At 33.4% G+C, this 25,885-nt stretch carries 22 protein-coding genes; 11 read left to right on the top strand and 11 right to left on the bottom strand.

Annotated elements, in window-relative coordinates; translation table 11 throughout:
* The first annotated feature begins 59 nt into the window (after window positions 1-59).
* Complete coding sequence (gene rlmB / locus FGM02_RS10965) at window positions 60-800, top strand: 23S rRNA (guanosine(2251)-2'-O)-methyltransferase RlmB (RefSeq protein ID WP_139958425.1); 741 nt, start codon at window positions 60-62, stop codon at window positions 798-800.
* Window positions 801-911: 111 nt separating this feature from the next.
* Here the strand turns inward: rlmB and FGM02_RS10960 are convergent, their stop codons facing one another.
* Window positions 912-1,598: a rhomboid family intramembrane serine protease gene (locus FGM02_RS10960; protein ID WP_139958424.1), complete on the bottom strand. Its 687-nt coding sequence runs from the start codon at window positions 1,596-1,598 to the stop codon at window positions 912-914.
* A 77-nt stretch (window positions 1,599-1,675) separates the two neighbouring features.
* On the opposite strand from FGM02_RS10960, the gene FGM02_RS10955 reads away from it, so the two are divergent.
* Window positions 1,676-2,950 (top strand): replication-associated recombination protein A, encoded by a 1,275-nt coding sequence (locus FGM02_RS10955; RefSeq protein WP_139958423.1) that lies wholly within the window; start codon window positions 1,676-1,678, stop codon window positions 2,948-2,950.
* 1 nt (window position 2,951) lies between these two features.
* Here the strand turns inward: FGM02_RS10955 and FGM02_RS10950 are convergent, their stop codons facing one another.
* Window positions 2,952-3,755 (bottom strand): hypothetical protein, encoded by an 804-nt coding sequence (locus FGM02_RS10950; protein WP_139958422.1) that lies wholly within the window; start codon window positions 3,753-3,755, stop codon window positions 2,952-2,954.
* A 155-nt stretch (window positions 3,756-3,910) separates the two neighbouring features.
* On the opposite strand from FGM02_RS10950, the gene FGM02_RS10945 reads away from it, so the two are divergent.
* The 5 genes from FGM02_RS10945 to FGM02_RS10925 are packed head-to-tail and all read left to right on the top strand — an operon-like array spanning window position 3,911 to window position 9,092.
* Complete coding sequence (locus FGM02_RS10945; protein WP_139958421.1) at window positions 3,911-4,888, top strand: GNAT family N-acetyltransferase; 978 nt, start codon at window positions 3,911-3,913, stop codon at window positions 4,886-4,888.
* Window positions 4,885-5,985, top strand: a complete 1,101-nt coding sequence (locus tag FGM02_RS10940; protein WP_139958420.1) for a DegT/DnrJ/EryC1/StrS family aminotransferase — start codon at window positions 4,885-4,887, stop codon at window positions 5,983-5,985. Before FGM02_RS10945 ends, FGM02_RS10940 begins: the two co-directional genes overlap by 4 nt.
* Window positions 5,985-6,563, top strand: a complete 579-nt coding sequence (locus FGM02_RS10935; protein WP_139958419.1) for an acyltransferase — start codon at window positions 5,985-5,987, stop codon at window positions 6,561-6,563. The genes FGM02_RS10940 and FGM02_RS10935 overlap by 1 nt, the downstream gene beginning before the upstream one ends.
* Window positions 6,556-7,836: an O-antigen translocase gene (locus FGM02_RS10930; protein WP_139958418.1), complete on the top strand. Its 1,281-nt coding sequence runs from the start codon at window positions 6,556-6,558 to the stop codon at window positions 7,834-7,836. Before FGM02_RS10935 ends, FGM02_RS10930 begins: the two co-directional genes overlap by 8 nt.
* A complete protein-coding gene (locus FGM02_RS10925) occupies window positions 7,809-9,092 on the top strand; it encodes a hypothetical protein (RefSeq protein WP_139958417.1) in 1,284 nt (427 codons plus the stop codon). Before FGM02_RS10930 ends, FGM02_RS10925 begins: the two co-directional genes overlap by 28 nt.
* Here FGM02_RS10925 and FGM02_RS10920 read toward each other — a convergent pair.
* Complete coding sequence (locus tag FGM02_RS10920) at window positions 9,089-10,234, bottom strand: glycosyltransferase (RefSeq protein ID WP_139958416.1); 1,146 nt, start codon at window positions 10,232-10,234, stop codon at window positions 9,089-9,091. The genes FGM02_RS10925 and FGM02_RS10920 overlap by 4 nt on opposite strands.
* A 59-nt stretch (window positions 10,235-10,293) precedes the next feature.
* Here FGM02_RS10920 and FGM02_RS10915 point away from each other — a divergent pair, with 59 nt between their 5' ends.
* Window positions 10,294-10,698 carry a sugar 3,4-ketoisomerase gene (locus FGM02_RS10915; RefSeq protein ID WP_139958415.1) on the top strand — a complete coding sequence of 135 codons (405 nt, stop codon included), beginning with the start codon at window positions 10,294-10,296 and terminating at the stop codon, window positions 10,696-10,698.
* A gap of 52 nt (window positions 10,699-10,750) precedes the next feature.
* Here FGM02_RS10915 and FGM02_RS10910 read toward each other — a convergent pair whose 3' ends face one another.
* From FGM02_RS10910 to radC, 3 genes are read right to left on the bottom strand one after another with little or no spacing between them, the layout of a single operon-like run.
* Complete coding sequence (locus tag FGM02_RS10910; RefSeq protein ID WP_139958414.1) at window positions 10,751-12,058, bottom strand: polysaccharide deacetylase family protein; 1,308 nt, start codon at window positions 12,056-12,058, stop codon at window positions 10,751-10,753.
* A gap of 5 nt (window positions 12,059-12,063) precedes the next feature.
* Window positions 12,064-13,368, bottom strand: coding sequence for a hypothetical protein (locus FGM02_RS10905; protein ID WP_139958413.1), 1,305 nt, complete (start codon window positions 13,366-13,368; stop codon window positions 12,064-12,066).
* A 21-nt stretch (window positions 13,369-13,389) separates the two neighbouring features.
* Entirely contained in the window at window positions 13,390-14,088 is a 699-nt protein-coding gene (radC, locus tag FGM02_RS10900; protein ID WP_139958412.1) for a RadC family protein, read from the bottom strand.
* A gap of 104 nt (window positions 14,089-14,192) precedes the next feature.
* Between radC and trkA the strand changes: the two genes are divergently transcribed.
* Complete coding sequence (trkA, locus tag FGM02_RS10895) at window positions 14,193-15,542, top strand: Trk system potassium transporter TrkA (RefSeq protein WP_139958411.1); 1,350 nt, start codon at window positions 14,193-14,195, stop codon at window positions 15,540-15,542.
* A gap of 2 nt (window positions 15,543-15,544) precedes the next feature.
* The gene (locus FGM02_RS10890; protein ID WP_139958410.1) at window positions 15,545-17,050 is read left to right on the top strand and encodes a TrkH family potassium uptake protein; all 1,506 of its coding nucleotides are present in this window, start codon (window positions 15,545-15,547) and stop codon (window positions 17,048-17,050) included.
* 80 nt (window positions 17,051-17,130) lie between these two features.
* Here FGM02_RS10890 and FGM02_RS10885 read toward each other — a convergent pair whose 3' ends face one another.
* The 4 genes from FGM02_RS10885 to FGM02_RS10870 all read right to left on the bottom strand — a co-directional run bounded on the left by FGM02_RS10885 (window position 17,131) and on the right by FGM02_RS10870 (window position 23,490).
* Window positions 17,131-18,567: a TolC family protein gene (locus tag FGM02_RS10885; protein ID WP_139958409.1), complete on the bottom strand. Its 1,437-nt coding sequence runs from the start codon at window positions 18,565-18,567 to the stop codon at window positions 17,131-17,133.
* A complete protein-coding gene (locus FGM02_RS10880; RefSeq protein WP_139958408.1) occupies window positions 18,560-21,808 on the bottom strand; it encodes an efflux RND transporter permease subunit in 3,249 nt (1,082 codons plus the stop codon). The genes FGM02_RS10885 and FGM02_RS10880 overlap by 8 nt, the downstream gene beginning before the upstream one ends.
* Window positions 21,809-21,832: 24 nt before the next feature.
* The gene (locus tag FGM02_RS10875; protein ID WP_139958407.1) at window positions 21,833-22,915 is read right to left on the bottom strand and encodes an efflux RND transporter periplasmic adaptor subunit; all 1,083 of its coding nucleotides are present in this window, start codon (window positions 22,913-22,915) and stop codon (window positions 21,833-21,835) included.
* Between the two features lie 161 nt (window positions 22,916-23,076).
* The gene (locus FGM02_RS10870; RefSeq protein ID WP_139958406.1) at window positions 23,077-23,490 is read right to left on the bottom strand and encodes a hypothetical protein; all 414 of its coding nucleotides are present in this window, start codon (window positions 23,488-23,490) and stop codon (window positions 23,077-23,079) included.
* A 355-nt stretch (window positions 23,491-23,845) separates the two neighbouring features.
* Between FGM02_RS10870 and FGM02_RS10865 the strand changes: the two genes are divergently transcribed.
* Window positions 23,846-24,367, top strand: coding sequence for a hypothetical protein (locus tag FGM02_RS10865; RefSeq protein ID WP_139958405.1), 522 nt, complete (start codon window positions 23,846-23,848; stop codon window positions 24,365-24,367).
* 74 nt (window positions 24,368-24,441) lie between these two features.
* Here the strand turns inward: FGM02_RS10865 and FGM02_RS10860 are convergent, their stop codons facing one another.
* On the bottom strand, window positions 24,442-25,797 hold the full coding sequence (locus FGM02_RS10860) for a UDP-N-acetylmuramate--L-alanine ligase (protein ID WP_139958404.1): 1,356 nt from the start codon (window positions 25,795-25,797) through the stop codon (window positions 24,442-24,444).
* Window positions 25,798-25,885: the final 88 nt, after the last annotated feature.

Raw genomic sequence — 25,885 nt, 5'->3', positions numbered from 1 at the left:
ATTAAAAACCACCTGACGCCTCAGGTGGTTTTTTTATTTATTTAAACTACATTTGCAGCATGGAAACAAAGACAACAAGAATATTCGGTATTAGAGCCATTTTAGAAGCTATTAACAGTAACAATTCTATTGATAAAGTATTTATTCAAAAAGAAATATCTGGGCATTTAATGACTGAATTGATGCAGTCTTTGAAAAAAAACAATATCGCATTTAGTTATGTACCTGTTGAAAAGTTAGATAGGCTTTCTAAACATGGAAATCATCAAGGAGCCGTTGCGCAAATTGCCCCAATCGATTTTCACGATTTAGACACACTTATTACAAAAACGATTGATAAAGGAGAAGTTCCTTTGTTTTTACTTCTAGATCAGGTTTCTGATGTACGTAATTTTGGGGCTATTATAAGAACTGCTGAATGTACTGGTGTACATGGAATTATCATTCAAAAACAAGGAAATGCTCCTGTAAATGCTGAAACTGTAAAAACTTCTGCCGGTGCCGCTTTTAACATTCCTATTTGTAAAGTGGATCATATTAAAGATGCATTGTTCATCTTGCAAGCTGCAGAAATTCAAATGGTAGCGGCTACTGAAAAAACAGAAAACATCTTATACGAAGCTGACTTAAAACTACCTACAGCTATTATCATGGGCTCAGAGGATCGAGGGATCAATCCTTCTATTTTAAAAATGGTAGATGTAAAAGCAAAATTACCTTTAAAGGGAACCATTGGATCATTAAACGTATCTGTTGCCTGCGGTGCCTTTTTGTACGAAGCTGTTAGACAAAGACTTTAGTGTTGAGTGTTGAGTGTTGAGTGTTGAGTGTTGAGTGTTGAGTGTTGAGTGTTGAGTGTTGAGTGTTGTAAGAAACAAAATTGCATTCATATTTTGAAATATTCATTTTTTTTACGCTAACAAATTCTCATCTGACTCATCTTCTACCTCTGGTTGTGGAGGATTGAAATTTCCTTCTTCATCAAACCAAGTATCAAATTCATTTTTCGTAAACTGATGTTTCTTTTGTTGTGGCCCCATTTTTCGATACACCAGCGAGATTGCTAAACCGCTAATCAAACCCGACAGATGTCCTTCCCAAGAAATAGCCCTATCTATAGGAAAAACATACCACACCATACTTCCATATAAAAATATAACGATTAAGGAAACTGCCAACAAACGATAATATTTACGGAACATTCCGCTGAAAAAAATAAAACTGAACAGCATGTATACAAGGCCGCTCATACCTATGTGAAAGGCTTTCACACCTATCAGCCAAGTTCCAAATCCTGAAAGGACCAATCCAAGTAATAAAACACGCCAAGCAAGCGCTCTATAAAAATAAAATAGCATTCCTAAAAACACAAATATTGGAATTGTATTATTAAATAGATGCTTTATATCACCATGAATAAATGGTGAAAATAAAATGCCTTGCAATCCTGAAATTGTCCTGGGAAAAACGCCATGTCTTGTAAAGTTTATTTGAAATTTTATTTCCATCCAATAAACAAACCACATTAAAAAAACGACCGTCATGGGCACCCTTATAACCTCTTTTGTATATTGAAATTCTTCTTCGTTTTTTCGCATATTGCAGACACATAGATCGAAAGCTAATTTAAAAAAATCAGGAAGCAATATCCCTAATATTTTACTAATTTTACCAAATGAACGAACCTTTAGCTGAAAGAATACGACCTCGGTCCTTAGACGATTATATTAGTCAACAACATTTAGTTGGCCCCAAAGGTATTCTTACGCAACATATAAACCAAGGTATTATTCCCTCCCTAATTTTATGGGGCCCTCCGGGAATTGGAAAAACCACTTTGGCCAATATTATTGCAGAAGTTTCTGGACGGCCATTTTATACACTGAGTGCCATTAATTCTGGCGTAAAAGATGTTCGGGAAGTTATTGACAAAGCGAGACAAAACACAGGCTTATTTACTGTAAAAAACCCTATTTTATTTATTGATGAAATTCATCGATTTAGCAAATCTCAGCAAGATTCCTTATTAGCTGCTGTTGAAAAAGGTTGGGTCACCCTAATTGGTGCTACCACTGAAAACCCAAGTTTTGAAGTGATTCCTGCCCTATTATCTAGATGTCAAGTATACATTCTAAATTCTTTCGACAAAACCGATTTGATTGATTTGTTACATAGAGCTATGAAAATGGATCAAATTATAAAAGACAAACGGGTAGAGCTAAAAGAAACCGACGCACTCATTCGGGTATCAAGTGGTGATGCAAGAAAATTGTTAAACATCTTCGATTTGGTGGTTTCTTCAGAAGAAGCTCCTGTTGTTATTACCAACGAATTGGTTTTATCTAAAGTTCAAAAAAACACAGTTCGCTATGATAAAACAGGTGAACAGCATTATGATATCGTTTCTGCTTTTATCAAATCTATTAGAGGTAGCGACCCCAATGCGGCGGTTTACTGGCTTGCAAGAATGATTGAAGGTGGTGAAGATGTAAAATTTATTGCCAGACGTTTATTGATTGCTGCTTCAGAAGATATTGGCAATGCCAATCCTACGGCATTAATTATGGCCAACTCAACATTTCAAGCTGTTACTACCATTGGCTATCCAGAAGCTCGAATTCTTTTAAGTCAGTGTGCTATTTATTTAGCGACTTCCCCAAAAAGTAACAGCTCTTACATGGCAATTAACGAAGCGCTTCATCTAGTCAAAAACACAGGTGATCTTTCCATACCATTGCATTTAAGAAATGCTCCTACCAAATTAATGAAAGATTTGGATTATGGAAAAAACTACAAATACGCACATAATTATGAGAATAATTTTGTTCCTCAAGAATTTCTACCAACAGAAATTTCAAACACAAAGTTTTACGAACCTAGCAACAATAGTAGAGAACAAAACTTCCGAGAATTTTTAAAAATCAGATGGAAGGATAAATACAATTATTAAACTATTTTGCAAACTTTACTACTGTAATTCCTGTAGCTCCTGCCAAATCAACATTTAAATTACCTTCAGCATCAAAATATGCGATTGTATTAACAAAATTCCCATAGGCATCTTTCCATTCTGCCTTAAATACACTTGCTAAAGAAGTTTGGAACAACTTGCAAATCAACTGTCCTTCTGTATAATTGATCGATGTACTTTTCAATACTTTCCCTATATAACTTCCATTGCTTTCTTCTAATTGAATAGCCAATCCCTGCGCAGAAGTATACACATTTGCAGCAGACTTTGTAGGCGTTTGTAATGCAGCCACGACAGAAGGAACCTTCGCAGTTACGACAGGAATTACTTGTGCAGCAATAGCTATCTTAGGCTCGTATTTATAATTTAATTTATGAAAATTTGCAAAGGCATTTCGCAAGCTTTCTTGGTATCCTTTTTTATAATCTTTTTCTAAACTGGTACCAACCTCACTTTTATATACAATCTTATTTCTACAGTCTCTAAGTTCAAAACTTAATTTGGTTCTAAACGCACTTGATTCTTTATTTAATTTAAAATTCAAACCTCCACAATTCAAATTTCGATACTGTTCAGGAATGTCTTCATACTCACCAAAAACCAACACATTTTGTTTCTTTAATAAAAATTTAGCTAGCGAATTTAACTGAAATTCATCAGGACTTCTTTGAAAAGAAAATTCATCAGGCACCACTATATAAGCATATTCATTAATGCTTTCTTGGGCAACCAAAAAATTAAAATTTAAAACAACAGCAATAAGTAAAAGGATATTTTTTTTCATGATCAGTGATTATTTCGTAAAGATATTTATTAATTTGAAATGCGCAACTACCAATTCCAAATGATAAACGTCTTATTGTCCAATTAACCCTAAACTTTTAATCTGATAAAATCAATTAACTGTATATTTGTGCTACTAGCAACTTCTTTTTGTAAATGAGCATATTTAAAACAATACCATACAATAGTTTATATAAGTCCGAATGGGATGCATTTGTAAAAGCAGCAAAAAATGCAACTTTTCTATTTGAGCGTGCTTATATGGATTATCATCAAGATCGATTTAAAGATTTTTCATTGTTGATTTTTAAAAAAGAAGTTTTAATAGCCGTACTTCCTGCTAATAAAAAAGAAACGACAGTAAGCACTCATTCCGGGCTCACATACGGAGGTATTGTAACACATGACAATTGTACTTTTAGAGATTATTGCCATATTTTTAAAACCATTTTAGAATTTCTATATCAACATAAAATAGCATGCTTTGTGGTAAAACCTTTGCCTTCTATTTATACCAAAATTGTATCTGAAGAATTTTATGCATTAACAAAAACCTTAGAAGCAAAACTATTGTCTAGTGAAATTTCATTAGCCACTGATTTAAGAACTCAAATAAACCTGTCTAAATCGAGAAAAAGAGGTGTGAAATTAGGGATTAAAAACGGTATTAAAATTACTGAAGAACAAGACCTTAGTTCCTTCTGGAAAGAAGTCTTAATACCGAATCTGAAAGAAAAGTACAAGGCCTCTCCTGTTCATTCATTGCAAGAAATAAGCCTTTTAAAAAAGCGCTTCCCCAAAAATATTCGCCAATTTAATATTTATTACGAGGATAAAATTATAGGAGGAACGACCATTTACTACGCTAATAAGGTAGCACATGCGCAATACACATCAGGATTGAAAAAATACAATTCATTAGGCGGAATTGATTTGTTGTTTTACGAGTTGATCTTCACGGTTTTTAAAAACGCTCATTATTTCAGCTTTGGAACTTCCTCATCTGAAGACAAAACACAAATTAACGAAGCATTATTTTATTGGAAAAGTGGCTTTGAGAGCCAACCAGTACTTTACAATCGTTACGCTATAAAAACCGAAAATTTCAAAAACATAGAAAATCTTTGGCTATGATAAAATTTAATGACTTAAAGAAAGTCAACCAACCTTTTGAAATTGAATTCAAAAAAAGCTTCAACAGCTTTTTACAGAGTGGTTGGTATATTAAAGGCAAACAAACAAGCAACTTTGAAAAGGATTTTGCAGCCTATTGCGGTACGCAATATTGCTTAGGTGTAGGAAACGGGTTGGATGCATTAAAAATTATTTTTAAAGGATATTTAGCCCTTGGGCGCTTACAAATTGGTGACGAGATACTTGTGCCGGCCAATACATATATTGCTACAATTTTAGCCATCACAGAAACAGGGCTTAGTCCTATTTTAATTGAACCCGATAGCGCAACATTTAATATCAACCCTGCGTTAGTACAACAACACATTAGCCCTAAAACAAAGGGAATATTAGCGGTACATTTATACGGGCAATTGGCTAATATGGAAACTCTTCAACAAATGGCAAAAGAGCACAAGCTTTTATTGCTTGAAGATGCTGCTCAAGCGCATGGAGCAATGAACAACTCCGGACAAAAAGCGGGTAATTTATCAAATGCAGCTGGCTTTAGTTTTTATCCTTCAAAAAATCTTGGAGCTTTAGGTGATGGTGGTGCCATTACCACCAATGATGACAAACTATATCAAATCATCAAAAAAATTGCCAATTACGGTTCTGAAAAAAAAGACGTCAATACATTAAAAGGCATCAATAGTAGATTGGATGAAATACAAGCCGCTTTCTTATCCGTTAAGTTAAAATCACTTGAAGGTGACAATGACAAACGTAGGGCTATTGCAGCACACTACCTGACTTCCATAAAAAACCCGAAATTGTTATTGCCTAAATTTTCAGGTGGAAAGGATCATGTTTTTCACATCTTTACGATTCTTACTGAAGAAAGAGACAACTTAAAAAAATATTTATTGGACAATGGTATTGAAAGTATGATTCACTACCCCACTCCACCTCATAAACAACAAGCATTTCAAGAGTGGAATACCCTGAATTTCCCTATTACAGAACAAATTCACAAGCAAACACTCAGCATCCCCTTAAACCCTATTTTGGAAACTTTTGAAATAGAAAAAATAATTAATACCTTAAACCGTTATTAATGAAAATCTACCGTTTTTTGAAAAATTTCTTCTTTGTACAACTTCGTATTTTAAAATACAACTATTTGTCGACATGTAAAAAAATTCTAGGCAAGCCATTGGTATTTCATCCTGTTTTATGCAACGGATACGGAAGTATTTCTTTTGAAAAAAACGTACAATTAGGAGTCGTAAAATCTCCCAATTTTTATTCACACTATTCTTATTTTGAAGCACGAGAAAAAGAAGCAACTATTGTTATAGGAAAAAACACCGCTATAAACAACAACGCAAGTTTTATTGCCGAAAAAACAAATATACGCATTGGTGAAAATGTTTTGATTGGTGTAAACTGTCATATATACGATTCCGACTTTCACTCAATTCACCCTCAAAAAAGAACAAGTAACAGTCATATTTGCAAAGAGGTAATTATTGAAAACAATGTGTTTATAGGTAATAATGTTACCCTACTGAAAGGCAGTTTCATTGGAGAAAATTCAGTCGTTGCCGCAGGAAGTATTGTTTCAGGGAAATTCCCTAAAAATGTAGTTTTGGGAGGAAACCCTGCAAAAATAATCAAAGACTTAGATGTTTAACTTTTACAAAAAAAACCAACTATTTAAAGTTATTTCTTATAACTCACTCTCCGTAATTGTAAAATTTATTTCTGGTTTTATTTCTATGAAAGTCATTGCCCATTTTCTAGGAAGTGAAGGAATGGTATACCTAGGGAACTTTAAAAACTTTAACACCACCAACAAAACATTTTCAACCTTAGGTTTTGATACTGGCGTTACCAAACTTATAGCAGAACACAAAGAGGATCAAAATGAAATCAATAAAATTATCACAACAGCACTAATTTCAAGCATTGGCATCAGTTTGTTGATTTCTATTATTTTAGTTCTTTTTACAAATTATTTCAACACCCTTCTGTTTGACGCCTTCAATTTCAAATTTGTGCTTTATAGCTTGGCTTTATTTTTACCCTTGTATTCAATAAACAACTTGCTTGTTGCGGTTATCAACGGGTTTCAAAAATTCAAATCTTTAATCAACCTAAACATTTTTGTTTCCTTATTCGGACTTGTATTGTCCGTACTATTTATTTGGAAACATTTATTAGCAGGAGCGCTATTTGGAATTGCTGTCATTGAATCTTTCGCTATTGGCATTAGTTTTTACTATTTTAAAAAACTTAAAATTCCCTTTCAATTTAAGCTGCATTACTTTTCAAAAAACAAATTACAAATTCTTTTATTATTTTCTATAATGACTTTAGCAAGTGCGCTCATAGTACCTAGTAGTCATTTTTATATTCGAAATTTAATTGCCGATACCATTGACCTAAATGCTGCCGGCTACTGGGAGGCCATGACACGTATTTCTAACTATTATATGTTGGTTATTTCCTCAGGAATTTCGATGTACTATTTACCCAAATTAGCTTCTATTAATTCTGACGATGATTTAAAAAAAGAACTAACAAATTACTACAAAACCTTGGTTCCACCTTTTCTTTTTATTGTGGGTCTGCTATTTATTTTCAGAAAACCAATAGTTCTACTATTGCTTAATCAAGAATTTTTACCCGTTACTGAACTTTTTATTTGGCAAATAATAGGCGATATTTTTAAAGTGTTATCGTTGGCTTTTGGCTATCAACTTTTGGCTAAAACAATGATAAAAACGTACTTATTTGTAGAAGTTATTTTTTACATCGTCTTTATTATACTAAGTGTTTTTTGGTTGCAAAAATTTGCTTTAAATGGTGTTTTAATGGCTTACGCAGCCGCTAACTTCTTGAATTTTATTTTAATGATTGTCCTATTTCGAAAAAAATGGATGACCAAAAAAAACATAAAATAATGATGCTAAAAGGAAAAACTCCCTATTTTATATTAGGACTGTATTTTGTTATTTTACTGGTTGTTAATTATAATTTTCAAGACAGAATAGTAAAAGCTGAAGGCAAGGGCTATGATGGAATTCATTATTACGAAATTACAGAACAAATAACTAAAAATGAACCCATTGCAACCGCTGAGCCTTTTTGCTACCGAATAGGAACTCCCTATTTAGCAACTTTTTTACCTTTTAGTATTTTTACCAATTTTCTAATACTCAACCAAATTGCTGCTTTATTAAGCTGTTTGCTACTATTTTATTGGCTTGGACACTTTATTCGAAATAAAAAAATAAACCTTTTACTGGTTCTATTTTTAATGAGCAGTTGGATCTTTTACATCCGATTCAATCAATTTTACCCAATGTCTTGTGATCCCGTTGCGTTTCTATTTGTTGTTTGTTTTTTAAATTTAACGCAATCGCTAAAAAACAAATTTTCGTTGACGGCGTATTTATTCTTTTTAGTGAGTTCCTTTTTGGCGGTTTTCTTTCGAGAATTTTTAATAATCTTTTCTTTTAGTCTGCTATGCTTGTACAACCCAATAGACAAAAAACAACTTTTTTTTATTCAGCTTTCTAAAATAAAACCAACGCTTACTTTATTTATTCCAGCTTTTGCAATTGCTCTTTTAGGAATTTATATAAGTCACCAATTGGTTAACCCAACAACTAGCGGTTATTCATTTTCTGGAGCGCTGTATAGATGGGCACACAACAAAAGTTTTTACGCGCTAATTTCTTCCGCTTTTAATAGTCTCGGAATTTGGCTGATTTTTCCGTTTTTACTTTACAAGAATATGATAAGCTTTTATTTAAAAAACCAATACCTGTTAGTACTTACTATAATTTCTTTTTTAATATGCTGGTTAACAGGTGCCGACAATGAGCGTTTTTTCACTTGGTTTAGTCCAGTGTATTTGCTTGCTATTGGTGTTTGTATTGAAAAAAATTTAGCCATTTTTCGTTCCAAGCTCCTTTGGATTCCAATCGCCATTATTTCAATATTATCATTAAGAATACTACAGCCCATTCCTCAACCCATAGACGGCTTGTCTGATTTTGTGTTTCCGGTTTTCGAGACGTTTCACACAGAATACTTAAATCTTTTTGCTTCACATGCCAATCAAAAAGTGATGACCGTTGTTTTTTTACAGTACTTACTAGGTTGTGTCTATTTCTATTTTGCTATTCGGTATTTAAAAACGAAAAAAAACTAATATTCATTCCATTTAGCCACATATTTCTCGGCTATTTGAATATAGTGATGCTCACGCTGTATAAAAGCGCGCGCATTTTTACTAATTTCCAATATTTTATTAGGATTTTCAATTAAAGCTTCTAATTCGGCAGCCATACTTTTAGCATTGGGTAAGGCGTTTATGCAGACTTCATTTTTTTCTAAATGATAATATTCTAAGAATTCACTCTCTGCTCCTGTAAACACCACTTTTCCTTTTGCCATGGCTTCCAAAGCATTATAGCCTTGATCGAATCCGTACACCTGATCCAAACAAATATGGCAATTATTGTATTCTTTTATATACACATCATACGGCAAATCTCTGGTAGAAATCACTTCAATATTGTTTGGTTTTTTTTCTAAAACAATACGCAATGCTTCTTCAAATAAATAATTTCCTTTTCTGTAATAATTACCAGAATTGATACCGTGAAAAATTCTTATTTTTTGTTGAATTTTAAAAGGCGTCGACGCTAATTTTTCGCAATTTATAGGATTTGGAATCATGCCTATATACTTCGGATTCCCCAATAACGGTATATGATAATCTAAATCTGTAGCAATAACACCATTAACATTTTTGTATAAAAATTGATGTAACCTAACATAGGGTTTCTCAAGGTATTTAAACACAAAATTATAGGAAGACTTGTCGGGGTCATCACCATTAAAAAATGGCGTTAAAATAGAATACCTCACTTTTTTAGCATTGGCAAAAGAAACACTAACATGGTCTGTTCCACAAGAGAGCAAAAACATTTTTTTGGTTCTTTTAGATAAAAATTTCAACAATAAAATTTCCATTTTAGGAGTTGAATCTATCGCTTCTTCATTGATTAATTGGACTATATCAAAATTCCCTAATTTTCGAACACTGGTATAAAAGCGAAGTCCTTGTTCTATTCCTCTTAAATCAAAATTGAACAATTTATACAGCACTCTTTTAATAAATAGTGGCAAACCCGATTTAAAAAAAACGGATTCAATATTGACATCTACTGGGTATTTTTTAAAGGCGTCACCGGTACCTATAATAACCACCTTATGCCCAAGTTGGGTCAAACCTTCCTTTAAAGAGTTGTGCAATCTACTATATTCACCAACTAATAATATTCTCATGTACTGGTATAAAAAAATTATCTATTTTTGTTCAAATATACTCCGATTTAATTTATCATATGCACAACATCCGTATAATAGACATTCCTAAAATTTCAGACCCAAGAGGAAATCTTGCTGTTATAGAAGGCAATACAATTCCTTTTAAAATTAAACGGGTGTATTATTTATATGACGTTCCATCCGACTCGTACAGGGGAGGCCATGCACATAAAGAGCAACTAGAATTGTTGATTCCTATTTCAGGAAGTTTTTTTGTAAAACTTGACAATGGAATGGAAAAGAAAACCGTTTTTTTAAACAATCCCAACAAAGGTCTTTTAATCGAAAAAAATGTTTGGCGCGAATTGGAAAATTTCTCGAGCGGAAGTACTTGCTTGGTATTGAATTCCGGTTTATTTTCTGAAGAAGATTATATTAGAGAATATGCTGAATTTGAAAGTAGCCTAAAACCTATTTTATAAATAGTAATTTGTCTCCTTCATTTGACAAAGAAATTAAGTAGCTTAAGGAAGATTATTCATTGACTAGCACAATCACCTGTTCGTAAAAATGCTTCCACCCCTTCCATTCACCATAATTTGAAAGTAATTCGTTGTGAAATAAGGTGACAAAAGTACCATCGACTTTTTTTACATGGGTATGAATTTCTTTAATTTTTCGAAGCGCTTGTTTTTCTGACAAGCCTAATCTTTCTTTTAAAACATGATCAGAAACAGCAAAAGGCACTACTTTTAAAGGGGTTTGAATTTCAAAATCCAAATCGTAAAAATAAAAAGGAGTACAAGTACTTGCTCTAAAACCTAAATACTGAGGATACCCCATAGAATAATCTTCCTCAACTTCTAAATCAATCAAATTTTGATAACTCTCAGGTAAATCTAATCGAAGCATATGCTGCTTGGTTTTTAAGGTCGGAATATTAATAATTGCTTCCAACTTTTTCATTTCCTTCTTTAGCAACTCCACATTCTTCATGGTAAAAAAAGAAGCATTCAAGCCCACATTTACATAATCAGACATCGATTTTATAAGCAAACGAAATTTATTTTTGGTCAGCGAAATATTTGTATCGAAGGTGGTAAAATTGGCTATTAAAAAAAAGATAGACGTATTTACTTTGTATTTTCTTTGCAAACTCACAATTCTTCCAAAAGTATCATAAGGGTCCTTGCTAATTTTCAGCAACACCATGGCTCGGCTCCAAAAGGCAGATAGTTTAAGACTAAAAAAATCAAAAATAAAACCACCTGTACTCCTTACCACACCTTTGGCTCTGTAAATAAACGCCTCATTAATGGTAAACAAACTAAGATATTTGTATTTTCTTGGTTCAAAATTATGTTCGGGAAAACGAAGTTGTAATTCTTCTTTCAATGCATACGCCCAAATATCAATAACCGGTTTTTCTAAAAAATCATTTTTAAACGCCAAACTTTCCTCTGCTGGAAAACGCTCTAAGGCATCTTGTACATGTGGTAGGTATTCTTCATAACGAGTTAACAAATAGAAACTTGCTGCAAAAACATCAAATGGAATTGAAGATTTTTTTCCTGCATTAAAAAAACAAGGCACGTCATCTTTCCATTTTTGCATAGAAATTTCAATATCATTAATTCCTTGCTCAAAAAGTAAATCATGACTTCTAATAAAAAACTCACTTCCCAAGGCCACTTTTGAATAGGTAAATTTCACGCCATTATGTGCCACAAAATCTTCAATTTTAGTGGTAAACGATACCTGTGAATTTAAAACTCTAACAAATATATGTTTGAAGATATAGGTTATTCTTGGGGTTATTTTATGTGTATAAACTAAAATCATAGTCCTTAAATTGTGCTGTTTTTTTTGACCAAATCCTGTATAAAATATACGGAAACAAAAGCGATTAACGGGTAAAATGGAAAACAAAAACGAGAATTATCGCCATAAATAATAAAAGCCTGACTGATAGCTGCAAACATAACCATTATTACAATAAGGCTTATGACTTTATCGGACTGACTGTTTTTAAACAAGAATAAAAACACATAATACACAGTTGCAAGTATAAATATTCCATTCAAAGCTTGCTGTAAAACTCTTGCTGTACGCCTCCAATTATTAAAAACAAATCTTTCTGCTTTTCCAAGATCATCTCTCATCCAATACAAATCATTCAACCAAAAATCTTTGAAAGAAATACATACTTGGTACAAATACAAATCCACATTTTCTGAAATTAATTGCTTCGACATGTCTCCTAAAACATTTGACAGTTCAAGCAGTGTCAAACCAGTTTCTTGCAACAGCTCTTCATAAGCAAACCAAATAGCATTTTTTATTTTGTTGGGATCTTCTAATTTTGTCTGATTTATTTGTGAAACATAAATTTCTTTAATGAGCTGCTGTTCTCCTTCATATTTATCAAAAAAACGAACCGTAGATTGTGCCAAATTAATTCCCATATAAGGTGTCAAAGCAAATTTTCCATTTTCATACTTATTCATGCCACTCCAAACAACAAAGCAAAGTAGACTTGGCAAAACAACAGGTATAAAATTAAATACATGAAAGCGCATTCCCTTTTTAAAACCTGAGATTGCTACAAGTGAAAAAATTAAAGGAGCTAAAAACAAAAAATGAGTTCTAGTCAGCATCAAAAAAGCACATAAAAACCCGATTGTATATTTGTATTTTATAAAACTCTTAGCATACAAATAAACGATAAGAAGTAACAAAAACAAGGTCAACGTTTCGGTTAAGATGGCACGTTCATAAAAAATATAATTCGCAATAAAACTTAACGACAAGGAGATTAAAAAAGCAGTTTTCTTTTCTAATCGACTCATAAACAACACATAAGAAAGCAACATGGAAGCTATCCCTAACAAGGATTGCAGCAGAATTACTATGCTAAAATTAATGCCTGACAAAATAAGCAATATGGAATAGCCAGGAGTCCGTTCAAATTGATAGCCAGCTAAGTCTAGCTGAAGCAAACGCTCTGCCAATGCTATATAATTCTCAGAATCGTTATAATGCGCTGCGGTAAATCCTAAAAACAAAAACAAGAACAATCGCACAAAAACTCCTATTAGGAAAAGAAGCCACAAGGGTTTTTCGTTATACAAACTCCACACTACATTTTTCATTCAGTACCTCTTAAAATTTAATCACAGTAAATTTTCATCTGCAAAGCTAAAATACATTTTTTCAGTGATTATGAGATGATCCAAAACTTTTATATCCATGGTTTCTCCTGCGGCTTTTAGTTTATTGGTTATCTGTTTATCAGCCGTACTTGGTGTTAAATTTCCTGAAGGGTGGTTGTGACATAAAATAATTCCGGTAGCCAACAAATTCAAAGCTTTTTTTAAAACCAACCGTACATCTACAACAGTACCCGTAAGCCCTCCTTTGCTTATTTGCTGCTTCTGCAAAATTTTATTAGAATTATTTAAATACAATACCCAAAACTCTTCATGTTGCAAGGATCCTATTTCTGAACACATAATGCCGAACACATCCTTACTACTTGTAATTTTGTCACTGCTTAAATTTTGTTCCGAAAAGCATCTTCGACCCAATTCTAAAGCCGTAATAATTGCACTGGCTTTAGCTTCTCCTACGCCATCAAAAACCAACAATTGCTCAAGCGAAAGTTGTGATAGGTTGCGCAAATTATGATCGCAAGCCGACAGTATTATTTTAGCCAGCTCAACAGCACTCACTTTCCGGTTTCCTGAACCTATTAAAACAGCAACAAGCTCAGCATCTGTAAGACTCTGAATCCCTTTAGAAATTAATTTTTCTCGAGGCCGATCTGACGCAGCCCAATCCTTTATCGTGAACGATTTCTTTTCATTAATCATAGCGTTAATTTTTCTATCAAAGATAAGAGTAATATCTTTGTTGAATTATAATTTGTTGCTTTTCAGACAATCTACGAAGCAACTTTACGGTTAAACCATAAAAAATGAAAATTGTCATTGCTGGTGCTGGAGATGTAGGTTTCCACTTAGCTAAATTACTATCCAACGAATCACAAGACACTTATGTCATTGATTCCGATGCTAAAAAATTAAAATACATCGACGAACATCTTGACGTAATTACTTTAAAAGGCGACGCCACTTCTATTAAAACCTTAAAAGATGTTGGTATTCAATATGCAGATTTATTATTAGCCGTAACCGAATCTCAAAACACCAACCTAACCGTAGCTGCTTTGAGTAAAAAATTAGGCGTTAAAAAAACCATTGCTAGAATTTCTAACACAGAATTTTTAACTACTGATGAAATAAATTTTGCAGAAGTTGGAATCGATTATATGATTTCACCAGAATATTTAGCTGCACAAGAAATAGAAGTTTTACTGAAAGAATCCGTATTTAACGACAAAATAGAATTTGAAAACGGATTGATTAATATTTTAGGAGCTCGTTTGTCTTCAAAATCTCCTTTGGTTAATAAAACCGTTCAAGAAGCCAAAGAAGAATTTTATGACATCAACTTTACAACCATTTCCCTAAAAAGAGAAAACACCGTAGAAACTATCATTCCTAGAGGAAACACCTTGTTCAAACATCACGATCAGGTTTATTTTTCTGTCACTGCCGATTCTGTAGATAAAATTTACAAACTCATCGGGAAAGAAAAAATTGGAATCAAGGAAGTAATGATTCTTGGTGGAAGTAAAATTGGTCAAAAAGCCGCAAAATCATTATGCTCTAACGAATTTAATGTCAAATTAATTGAGCGAAATAGAGACCGAGCTTTTGAGTTGGCCGACAGTTTATGCGATGCCTTAATTGTACAAGGTGACGGTAGAAATGTTGAGCTATTAGAAGAGGAGTCTTTGGCTAATATGGATGCCTTTGTTGCTGTTACCGGTAATTCAGAAACCAATATCATGTCTTGTTTGGTTGCCAAATCAAAAGGTGTAAAGAAAACAATTGCCTTGGTAGAAAACATGGATTATATCAATATTTCTCAAACCATCGGAATTGACACCTTGATCAACAAAAAACTATTGGCTGCAAGTGCCATTTTTAGACATGTTAGAAAAGGAAAAGTTTTAGCACTTGCCAATTTACACAATGTTGATGCAGAAGTCTTAGAATTTTTTGTTCGAAGAAATAGCAAAGTCACAAAAGGCCAAATCAAAGATATTAACTTGACTAAAAAAGCCGTTATTGGAGGGGTTGTTAGGAAAGGAGAAGCCATGATGACCTTTGGAAATTTTCAAATTGAAAAAGGAGATCGTGTTATTATATTTTGTCTTCCTGAAGCGATTGGAGATGTAGAAAAGCTTTTTAACAACTAATCATGAATACAGGTAATTTAAATCTCAAAATTGTCGTTAGTTTTTTAGGACTTACGGCTATTTTGAACGGAGTTTTTATGTTGTTATCGGCTCCCTTTAGTCTTTATCATCAGGAAGAAGCAGCCACAGGTATATTAACAGCAGGTGGTGTCACCATTCTTACAGGTTTTCTGATGTGGTTTTTCAACAGAAATGCCCCCAAAATCTTAAAAAAAAGAGAAGGATATATCATTGTAACTTTAGGTTGGTTTGTACTTACTTTAACCGGTGCCTTGCCTTATCTTTTTACCGGAACGATTCCTAGCTTTGTAGATGCCGTTTTTGAAACCATTTCAGGTTATTCTACTACAGGAGCTTCCGTTGTCAATGATATAGAGGCTCTTCCTAACGGAATTTTATTTTGGCGAAGTGCGACGCACTGGATTGGAGGAATGGGAATTATTGTTTTAACCATTGCTATTTTACCTTTATTAGGTATTGGTGGTATGCAATTGTTTATGGCAGAAGCACCAGGACCTTCAGCAGATAAAATGCACCCTAGAATTACACAAACCGCAAAACGTTTGTGGTTGATTTATTTTTCGCTTACCATAACTGAATTTTTTCTATTAAAAATTGCGGGTATGACTTGGTTTGATGCTATCAATCATGCCATGGCAACACTAAGTACGGGAGGTTTTTCTACCAAAAATGCAAGTATGGCTTACTGGAACCATATGCCAATGATACAATACATCATTATTGTATTTATGTTTATTGCTGGTACCAATTTTATACTGACGTATTTTGCCTTAAAAGGGAAAGTGAAAAAAATGTTCCAAAACGAAGAGTTTAAATACTACTTTTTTGGCGTACTAACATTTACCATAGTCATTACGCTTATCATTCAGTTTTTTCAAGATCCAAATTTACAAACTACGGTGCAACACCCAATGCCTTGGGGCTCTTTAGAAAGTGCTTTTAGACATGCAAGTTTTCAAGTAATTTCAGTTATTACAACGACAGGTTTTATATCTGCAGATTACACCATGTGGAATTCATTAGCCACCATGTTAATTTTTTCATTATTTCTTGTAGGAGGTTCTGCCGGATCAACTAGTGGAGGCGTTAAAATCGTACGCCATATTATTATGATTAAAAACAGTATCCTAGAATTCAAAAAACAACTGCATCCCAATGCAATTATCCCTGTAAGATACGATGGCAGAGGCGTTTCCAGAATTATTGTTTTTAACATCTTGTCCTTCTTTGTTATTTACATGCTCATTTTTATTGGAAGTTCCATCATATTAAGTTTTATGGGACTCGATTTTCTTTCGGCTATTAGTGCCGCAGCATCATCACTAGGAAACGTAGGGCCTGCTTTGGGTACATTGGGACCGGTAAATAATTATGCAAACTTAACAGATCCTGCTAAATTATTTTGTTCCTTTTTAATGTTAATTGGTCGTTTAGAACTGTTTACGGTATTGATCCTTTTTACACCTTTCTTTTGGCGAAAAAACTAATAAAACATACAATTTAAAAAAAACAAAAGCCGCAATGTATAGACTACAGTGCGGCTTTTTTATCAATATTTGATCCGTAATTATTTCCAACCACCTCCCAAAGCTTTGTAAACTTTCACATTTGCCAAAAGTTGTTCTTTTTTAGTTTCAATAATTTCTATTTTAGAATCAAGGGCTTCTCTTTGCGTTAACAAAACCTCAGTATACTCTGCTCTTGCTGACCTAAACAATCGCATTGAAAGATCAATAGACTCTGTCAAAGCCGCAACCTGTTTCGCTTTCAAATCGTAATTTCTTCTTAGATTTTCAATATTTGAAAGTTCATTCGTAACTTCAATAAATGCATTCAAAATAGTTTTCTCATAGTCAAACACCGCTTGTAACTGTCTATTATTTGCACTGAAATAGTCCGCTTTTATAGCTCTTCTATTAATAAGTGGTCCTGCGATATCTCCTCCTAAAGAATACAAAAGCGACTCTGGAACATTTAAAAGATATTTTGGTTTAAAAACTTCCAAACCAACACCTGCTTTAAGCCCTATTGAAGGATAAAAATTTGCTTTTGCAATTTTCGTATTCAACTTTAACATAGCCAGCTCTAGCTCAGCTTGCCTGATATCCGTACGGTTGGCTAATAATTGAGAAGGTATTCCAGCGGCCACAGGATCAATAACCTTCTCTATAAAATTGTCAGAATCTCGTTGAACATGCTGTGGATACCTACCTAATAAAAAGTTTATTTTATTTTCAGCCTCCACAATTTTTTGTCGGACTTCGTAGATATTACTTTGATTTTTCAATACCTCAGCATCAAATCTACGAACCGCTAACTGAGTTACTCTAGCATACTCTTTTTGAAGATGCACCATTTTTTGAGCTTTTATTTGAATTTTTAAATTCTGCTCAATCATCAATAATTGGTTATCCAAAGCAATCAGTTCATAATAGGTATTTGCAATTTCTGATACTAAATTAGTAATCATAAAATTCTTCCCTTCAACGGTTCCTAAATAATCTAAAACGGCTGCTTTTTTACCATTTCTCAATTTTTTCCAAATATCAAGTTCCCAGGAAGCAGATAGTCCTAGAGTGTAATTCGCTAATGGTTCTGGAAAAGCTTCATTTTCATACACATTCAGATTTTTTTCAACAGCACCATTTCTAGTATACGCTCCTACTTTATCCACATCAGCACCAGTATATACATTTACAAAAGGCAAATATTCTCCTTTTTTAGCCTGAATTTCATTTTTAGCAATATTTAGTTGCTGGCTCATAATATTTAATTCCTGATTTTTAACCAATGCGGAATCTATGAGTGCAATAAGCTTTTCGTCTGAAAAATAATCTTTCCAGCTCATCATGACTGTATTCACAGAATCTATACGCTGATTATCATAGCGCGTTGGAACAACTGTATTTGCTTTTCTTATCGTTTTTGTCGGAACACAGGAATTCAGCATTAGCAATGCAACAACACCCACTAAACAGATTTTTCTTATATCTATATTATTCATCTTTATTTTTTTTACTGAGTTTCGCTAACAGTTTTTTTAATTTGCTAATTTGAACCGTATTTATTTCACTTCTATCTTCCACCTCATTTTTGCGAATAAATTCTTCTGAAAGAGGTTCGTATGATTCATCTTTAATAAGAACATTACCATCTGCAATTTTTGCGAAAACATAATAGAGGCCTGGAATAATTAAAACTCCGAAAATGGTTCCAATAAGCATACCTCCTAAAGAAGAACCACCAATAGTTCTATTTCCAATTGCGCCTGCACCACTCGCAAAAACTAAAGGTATTAACCCCGCAATAAACGCAAACGAAGTCATTAATATAGGTCTAAATCTTGCTCTTGCCCCTTCGATAGCTGCCTCGAGTATTGTTGCTCCCTGTCTTCTTTTTTGAACAGCAAACTCCACAATTAATACGGCATTTTTACCCAACAAACCTACAAGCATTATGACACCAATTTGTGCATATACATCATTTGCCAATCCCATAGATTCTAAAAATATAAACGAACCTAAAACTCCCACTGGAAGTGATAGAATAACCACAAAAGGCAATAAAAAACTTTCATATTGTGCCGCTAAAACGAAATACACAAATATCAAAACGATTATAAAAATGTATAACGATTCATTCCCTCTATTAGCTTCATCATATGACAATCCTTCCCAAGCAATATCATAGCCTTTAGGTAATTCTTTCGCGGCAACTTCTTTGATGGCTTTAATAGCATCACCACTTGTAAAACCAGGAGCAGGTAGTCCTCTTATGGATGCGGAATTGTAAAGATTGTATCTAGTAATCTCATTCGGACCTAATTTCTTTTCAATAGACATAAAAGCAGAATAAGGCACCATTTCTCCTTCCTCATTTTTCACAAATAGCTTTCCTAAATCAGAAGGTAATTTTCTGTATTCTGGAGCAGCTTGTGTATACACTTTAAAGAATCGACCAAAACGAATAAATCCTTGCTCATAGGTACTACCAATTAAAATGTTCAGGTTTTCCATCGCATTGCCAATAGTAACCCCTTTTTGCATGGCAATCTTATTGTTGATCTTTAGCTCATATTGAGGATAGTTTGCTGAGAAAAAAGTAAACAAACCTGTAATTTCTTTACGTTTAGACAAGGCTTCCATAAACTCATTATTTATTTTCTCAAAGTGATGGTAATCTGTAGAGTTCGTTTTATCTAACAAACGCATTGAAAACCCACCTGACGAACCAAAACCAGGAACAGCCGGTGGCTCAAAATATTCAATAACAGCTCCTAAATCCTTGGTTTCCTCTTCCAATTCTTCCATAATCTCATGAACCGAATGATGACGTTCAGACCACGGCTTCAAACTAATCAAACAAGTACCCGCATTAGACCCACGTCCTTCGGTCATAATTTCATAACCCGCTAAAGAAGATACCGACTCAACGCCTTCCGTTTCTTCACAAATGACTTGTAGTTTTTTTGCAACTTCATTGGTACGCTCTAAAGTAGCTCCAGGGGGCGTTTGAATAATCGCATAAATCATTCCTTGGTCTTCATTTGGAATAAACCCTGCGGGTAAGGCTTCATTTGTGATATAAATACCCACACAAAATGCGATTAACATACCAAAAGTTACGACACGTCTAGCAACAATTTTATTTAAAATTTTGACATAACTACCTGTCAACCTTTCAAACCCCTTATTAAACCAAATGATAAATTTATCTATTGGTGATTTTTTCGTTTTTCCATGATTATTTTTAAGCAGCATTGCACACAATACAGGCGTCAAGGTTAAGGCTACAATTGCAGAAATTACAATTGAACCTGCCATAGTAATAGAAAATTGTCTGTAGAAAACTCCTACCGGACCTGTCATAAATGAAATGGGAATAAATACTGAAACCATCACTAAGGTGATAGCAATAATGGCTCCACCAATTTCACCTAATACTTCTGAAGAGGCTTTATAAGGAGACAAGTGCTCTTCTTCCATTTTAACATGAACTGCCTCTACCACTACAATAGCATTATCTACCACAATACCAATAGCCAACACCAATGCAAAAAGGGTGATCAGGTTAATTGACAAACCAAATAACTGCATTACAAAAAAGGATCCTATCAAAGATACCGGTACCGCAATAATAGGAATTAGCGTTGATCTCCAATCTCCTAAAAACAAGAACACGACCAGAGCTACTAGAATGAATGCATCTCTAAGTGTATGTAAAACTTGCTCTATAGAAGCATCTAAAAAGTTGGATACATCATAACTAATTTGAAAATCTACATTGGGAGGTAAATCAACTTCTAACTCTGCTAACTTTTCTTTTACAGCTTTAATAACATCACTACCATTACTTCCAAAAGTCTGCTTTAAAACAATGGAAGCCGAAGGTTTTCCATCTAAATTAGAATAGATATCGAAAAACTCACTTCCCAATTTCACATCTGCAATATCTGCCAAAGTAATCAACTCTCCCTCTTCGTTGGCCCGAATAATAATTTTTTTGTATTGCTCTGGTTTGTCATACCTATTCTGATAAGTCAAAACATATTCTAATGCTTGAGAAGTCATACCCGAACTCCTACCCAATCTACCAGGTCTTGCTAAAATACTCTGATCCTCCATGGCTTCTAAAATCTCTTCCGCAGAAATATTATAAGCGCGCATTCTATCAGGCTTTAACCAAACACGCATGGCATATTTTCTACTTCCCAATATTTTTGCACTTGCAATTCCGTTGATACGTTGAATTTCAGGGATAACTTTGGTATACGCGTAGTTGTATAGAAATTTTTCATCGTTATTTTTATCTTCACTTGAAAGATTTATATACATCAACATACTTGGCTGTACAGGAGTAATAATAACCCCTTCTCGCTGAACTAAATCAGGCAACAAAGGCATTACTTGGTCTACCCTAGTTTTGACTCGAACTACAGCTTGATTAGGATCTGTTCCTGGTTCAAAAACAATACGAAGTGTTGCTTCTCCGGCACTTGTAGCATCTGATGCTATATAACGCATTCCTTGAACACCATTGATCGCTGTTTCTAAAGGAATTAAGGTTGAATTCACCAAAACATCAGCACTCGACCCTGGATAAGCGATAAAAATATTTACTGTTGTTGGTGCAATTTGTGGAAATTGAGAAATAGGCAATTGTTTAATCGCAAGCCCTCCAATAAAGACTATTATAACCGATATGACAATCGCCAAAACCGGTCTTTTTATAAATTTTTTAAACATGTATTTTGTAGATTAAATTTTAAATTACTCGGCATAAAGATCTAAACCAGCCAACACTTTATTTGATGCTAAAAATTTGGTATGAATTTCTTCATTGTTCTTAACAACTCTAATACCTTCTAGAAGAATCACATCTTTTTCTGTTAGTCCTTCTTCTATAATAAACAAATGAGGTAATTCTGCCCCTACAGTTATTTCTCTTTGTGCTACCACATTGTCTTCATCAACAACAAAAACATATTTTTTATCCAAAATTTCAAAGGTTGCTTTTTGAGGAATAATAATGGCATTCTTAAGCGGAACACGCATAATTATACTACCCGTTTGTCCATGTCTTAAAATTCGATCGGGATTTGGAAAAGTTGCTCTAAAAGCAATATTACCTGTTTGATTGTTAAATTCTGCTTCAATAGTTTCCACGACTCCTTTTTTATCAAACAGTTTGTTATTGGCCATCAAAAGTGCAACTTCTTGTTTTACACCTTTATTTGCACTGACGATATAATCTAAATATTCTGCTTCAGGCACATTAAAATAAACCCACATTTTACTATTATCCGACAGACTTGTCAATAATTCTCCTTCTTCTAAAAGACTCCCTTCTCTTTCATGTAAATGATCCATAATTCCATTAAAGGGAGCTCTAACGGTAGTAAAATCTAAATGTGTTTGAGCCAATACTACATCTGCTTTAGCTTTTTCTAAATTTGCTTTCGCCATAGCCAATTCATTTTTAGAAACGACATTCCCCGCGGCCAAATGCTTGGTGTTTTTATATTCTATTTCTGCCGCTCTTGCTTCTGCCTGTACTTTTAAAAGTTCTGCTTTGTATATATTCGGCATAATTTGAAACATGATTTGCCCTTTCTTTACATACTGACCTTCATCAACAGATATTTTTTGCAAATATCCTTTTTCCATTGCTCTTAGTTCAATATGACTAATTGAGTGAATTTGACTGACATAATCTTTTGTTATTGAAGTATCTTTTCTGATTGGATTGGTTACAAGAAACTCGATATCTTCTTTATGTTCTATTTTTTTAGTTTCACAACTAATTTGAATTAAGGATACTAGTAATCCTATGAAAATGAAGTTATTTTTCATGATTTCATCTTTTTTGATGTAATTGATTCTTACTATAGAATACTCATGTTAAGCATCTTAATGATGCCAACACTTGTTGTTATTTTAATAATTAAAAGGCGTGATTTTACAGACAAGCTCCTATATAAAAAGTTGTTAGTTGAGCCTACTGTTAAGAATAATCAAATAATAAAGACCTGAAACTTTACATAAAGTCTATCACAAACACAACCAGCACATCTCTTAAAGTATTGGATTGCTTCTTTGCGTTTGCAAGAAATAGATTCTAGTCGTTGCGCATGAAACCCCGTTCCGGTTTCAATATTTTTAAAGTTAAAAGAAGAAGAGCTATCTAAACTCTCTTCAACCTCTTCTTCCAAATCCTCTTCTACAACTTCTATAAATAAATCCTCTTCATTTTTATGTTCAACAGGATTGCTCTTAAAAAAAAGATGATTTTCGATACGAACGCACTCGTCTAATTTCTTAGAAAAAGACGCAGCCTGATCATTATTTGAATTTGCATATAAATTTGCAAATCCGAACAAGAGTAAAACAAGCTGAAATATGAAGTGTTTTTTTTGTGCTTTGTACATACCAGCCACAAAATTATAGTAATAGATTTATATGACCTAATAAATAATCCTTTAAAAAAATGTTAAAAAAATCGCGAATGAAATTTATCAAAAAAAAATAAAAAGAGGATAGCTATTGGCGATTGTCGTTAAATCAAAACACAGGTTCCTAAAACTTTAAAGAACATTAATATTGTAGTAGAATTTTACATTTCAACATCTTTCAAACAAAACACAAGAATTACTACTAAATTTCAAAACTATCATTCATGATTCTCAGACTATATTCCAATTAGATTTCCTTAAGAAAAAAACTAACAAATATCATAAAGCAAACATGATATTATCCGTAATTTTGCAACTTAATAGCATTCAAATGAACACCCGTACAATCTTACATATTTTAATAATTTCTAGCTTCTTTCTAACTTTTAACTCCTTTGCACAAGAAAGCTTTAAACATTTCAGAATTAGCCCAATACTTAGTCACACCTACATTCCTTTGGCTACAAATCAGGGAGATCAGACCGTAATTGTTCCTTCTTTAGGACTGGACATAGAATACTGGTTTAATGAAGAATGGGGAATTGGATTTCACAACGATTTAGAACTAGAAATTTTTGAATTAGAAAAAGAGCATACCATTTCTGTTTCAAAAGAATATCCTGTTGTTTTAACCTTTGACATGCTTTGGAAATTTTACGAAGAATGGATTTTAGTTCTGGGTAGCGGTATTGAGTATGAAAAAAATGAAAATTTATTCATTATCAGAACGGGAATTGAATACGAAGTAGAATTTGCTAAAGATTGGGATGTAGCACCCACTATATTCTACGATTTTCGACCAAATCATACGGCTACTTGGTCTGTTGGAATTGGAATTGGAAAAAGATTTTAAGCACTGAACTTAATATATACATACAAAAAAGGGAACAAATTTTATTTGTTCCCTTTTTTTATTACACTCCCTTTTTAATTCAATAAATTTTTGACTTCTTCAAAATCTAAACCGCCATAATTCCCTGAGCTCATTAATAACAAAGCTGTTTGCTCTAAATTTTGAGAAAACAAATAATCTTTAAATTCCTTAGGGTTCGTATATACAATTAAGTCGTCTCTTTTAAAAGCATCTTTGATCTGTTTTTCAGTAACCTCTTCTAATTGTTTTATTTTAACTGCACTTGGTGAATAAAAAACAACTGCTTTATCTGCCTTATCCAATGCTCCAACATATTCTTCCAAAAACTCAGCGTTCAAACTGCTATAGGTATGCAATTCTAAACAGGCTAAAACCGTTCTTTTTGCATATTGATTTTTAACAGCAGTTGTTGTTGCTTTTACTTTTGATGGCGAATGCGCAAAATCTTTAAAAACAACTGTACTCTTATTTTCTACAATTTTCTCCAAACGTTTACTCGCTCCTTTAAAACTGGCAATGGCTTCGTAAAATTCTTCTTCTCCCACACCCACATGCTGACAAATCCATTTTGCTCCTGCTAAGTTTTGTAAATTATGTCCGCCAAATATTTCTAAAGGCATAGCTCCGTCCGGAGTTTCTAAATAGGTCACTCCATTTTCAATATGATACTTTGGTGTTCCATAGGCATACCTTTTTATGGTATGTGAACTTCCTTCTACCACATCTTTTACATGTGTATCTTCTTCGTTATACACCATAATCCCTCCATTGGTCAAGGAATCTGTAAATATTTGAAACTGCTCTTTGTAATTTTCAAAAGTTGGAAATACATTGATATGATCCCAAGCAATACCACTTAGCAAAGCTATATTCGGTTTGTATAAATGAAATTTAGGCCTTCTGTCTATCGGAGAAGATAAATATTCATCGCCTTCTAAAATTATAAATTCATTTTCCTCAGTCAAATGCACCATGGTATCAAAACCTTCCAATTGTGCACCTACCATATAATCAACAGCAACATCATGATAATTCAACACATGTAATATCATAGAAGTAATGGTCGTTTTTCCGTGAGAACCACCAATCACCACTCTGGTTTTATCTTTTGACTGCTCGTATAAAAACTCAGGATAAGAATAAATTTTCACACGCAATTCTTGTGCCTTTAACAACTCTGGGTTGTCGGCCTTCGCATGCATTCCCAAAACGATAGCATCTAATTTTGTTGAAATTTTTTCAGGAAACCAACCGAATGCATCTGGCAATAATCCTTTTGCATCCAATCTAGATTTTGAAGGTTCGAATATAGCATCATCACTACCTGTTATCTGGTATCCTTTTTGATATAATGCCAGTGCCAAATTGTGCATCGCACTTCCTCCAATCGCTATAAAATGTATGTTCATAAAAAGATTATTTTTGAATTGTAAAAGTAAGGATTTCCAAAAAGAATATTTCAAAACCTAAGAAGAGATTCTATAATTTTAGAGTAAT

The organism is Flavicella sediminum (genome assembly GCF_006381105.1).
In the GTDB taxonomy this organism is placed as follows: Bacteria; Bacteroidota; Bacteroidia; order Flavobacteriales; family Flavobacteriaceae; genus Flavicella; species Flavicella sediminum.
The sequence above is the reverse complement of the archived record's forward strand: the minus strand, read 5'-3'. Positions and strand labels throughout refer to the sequence as shown.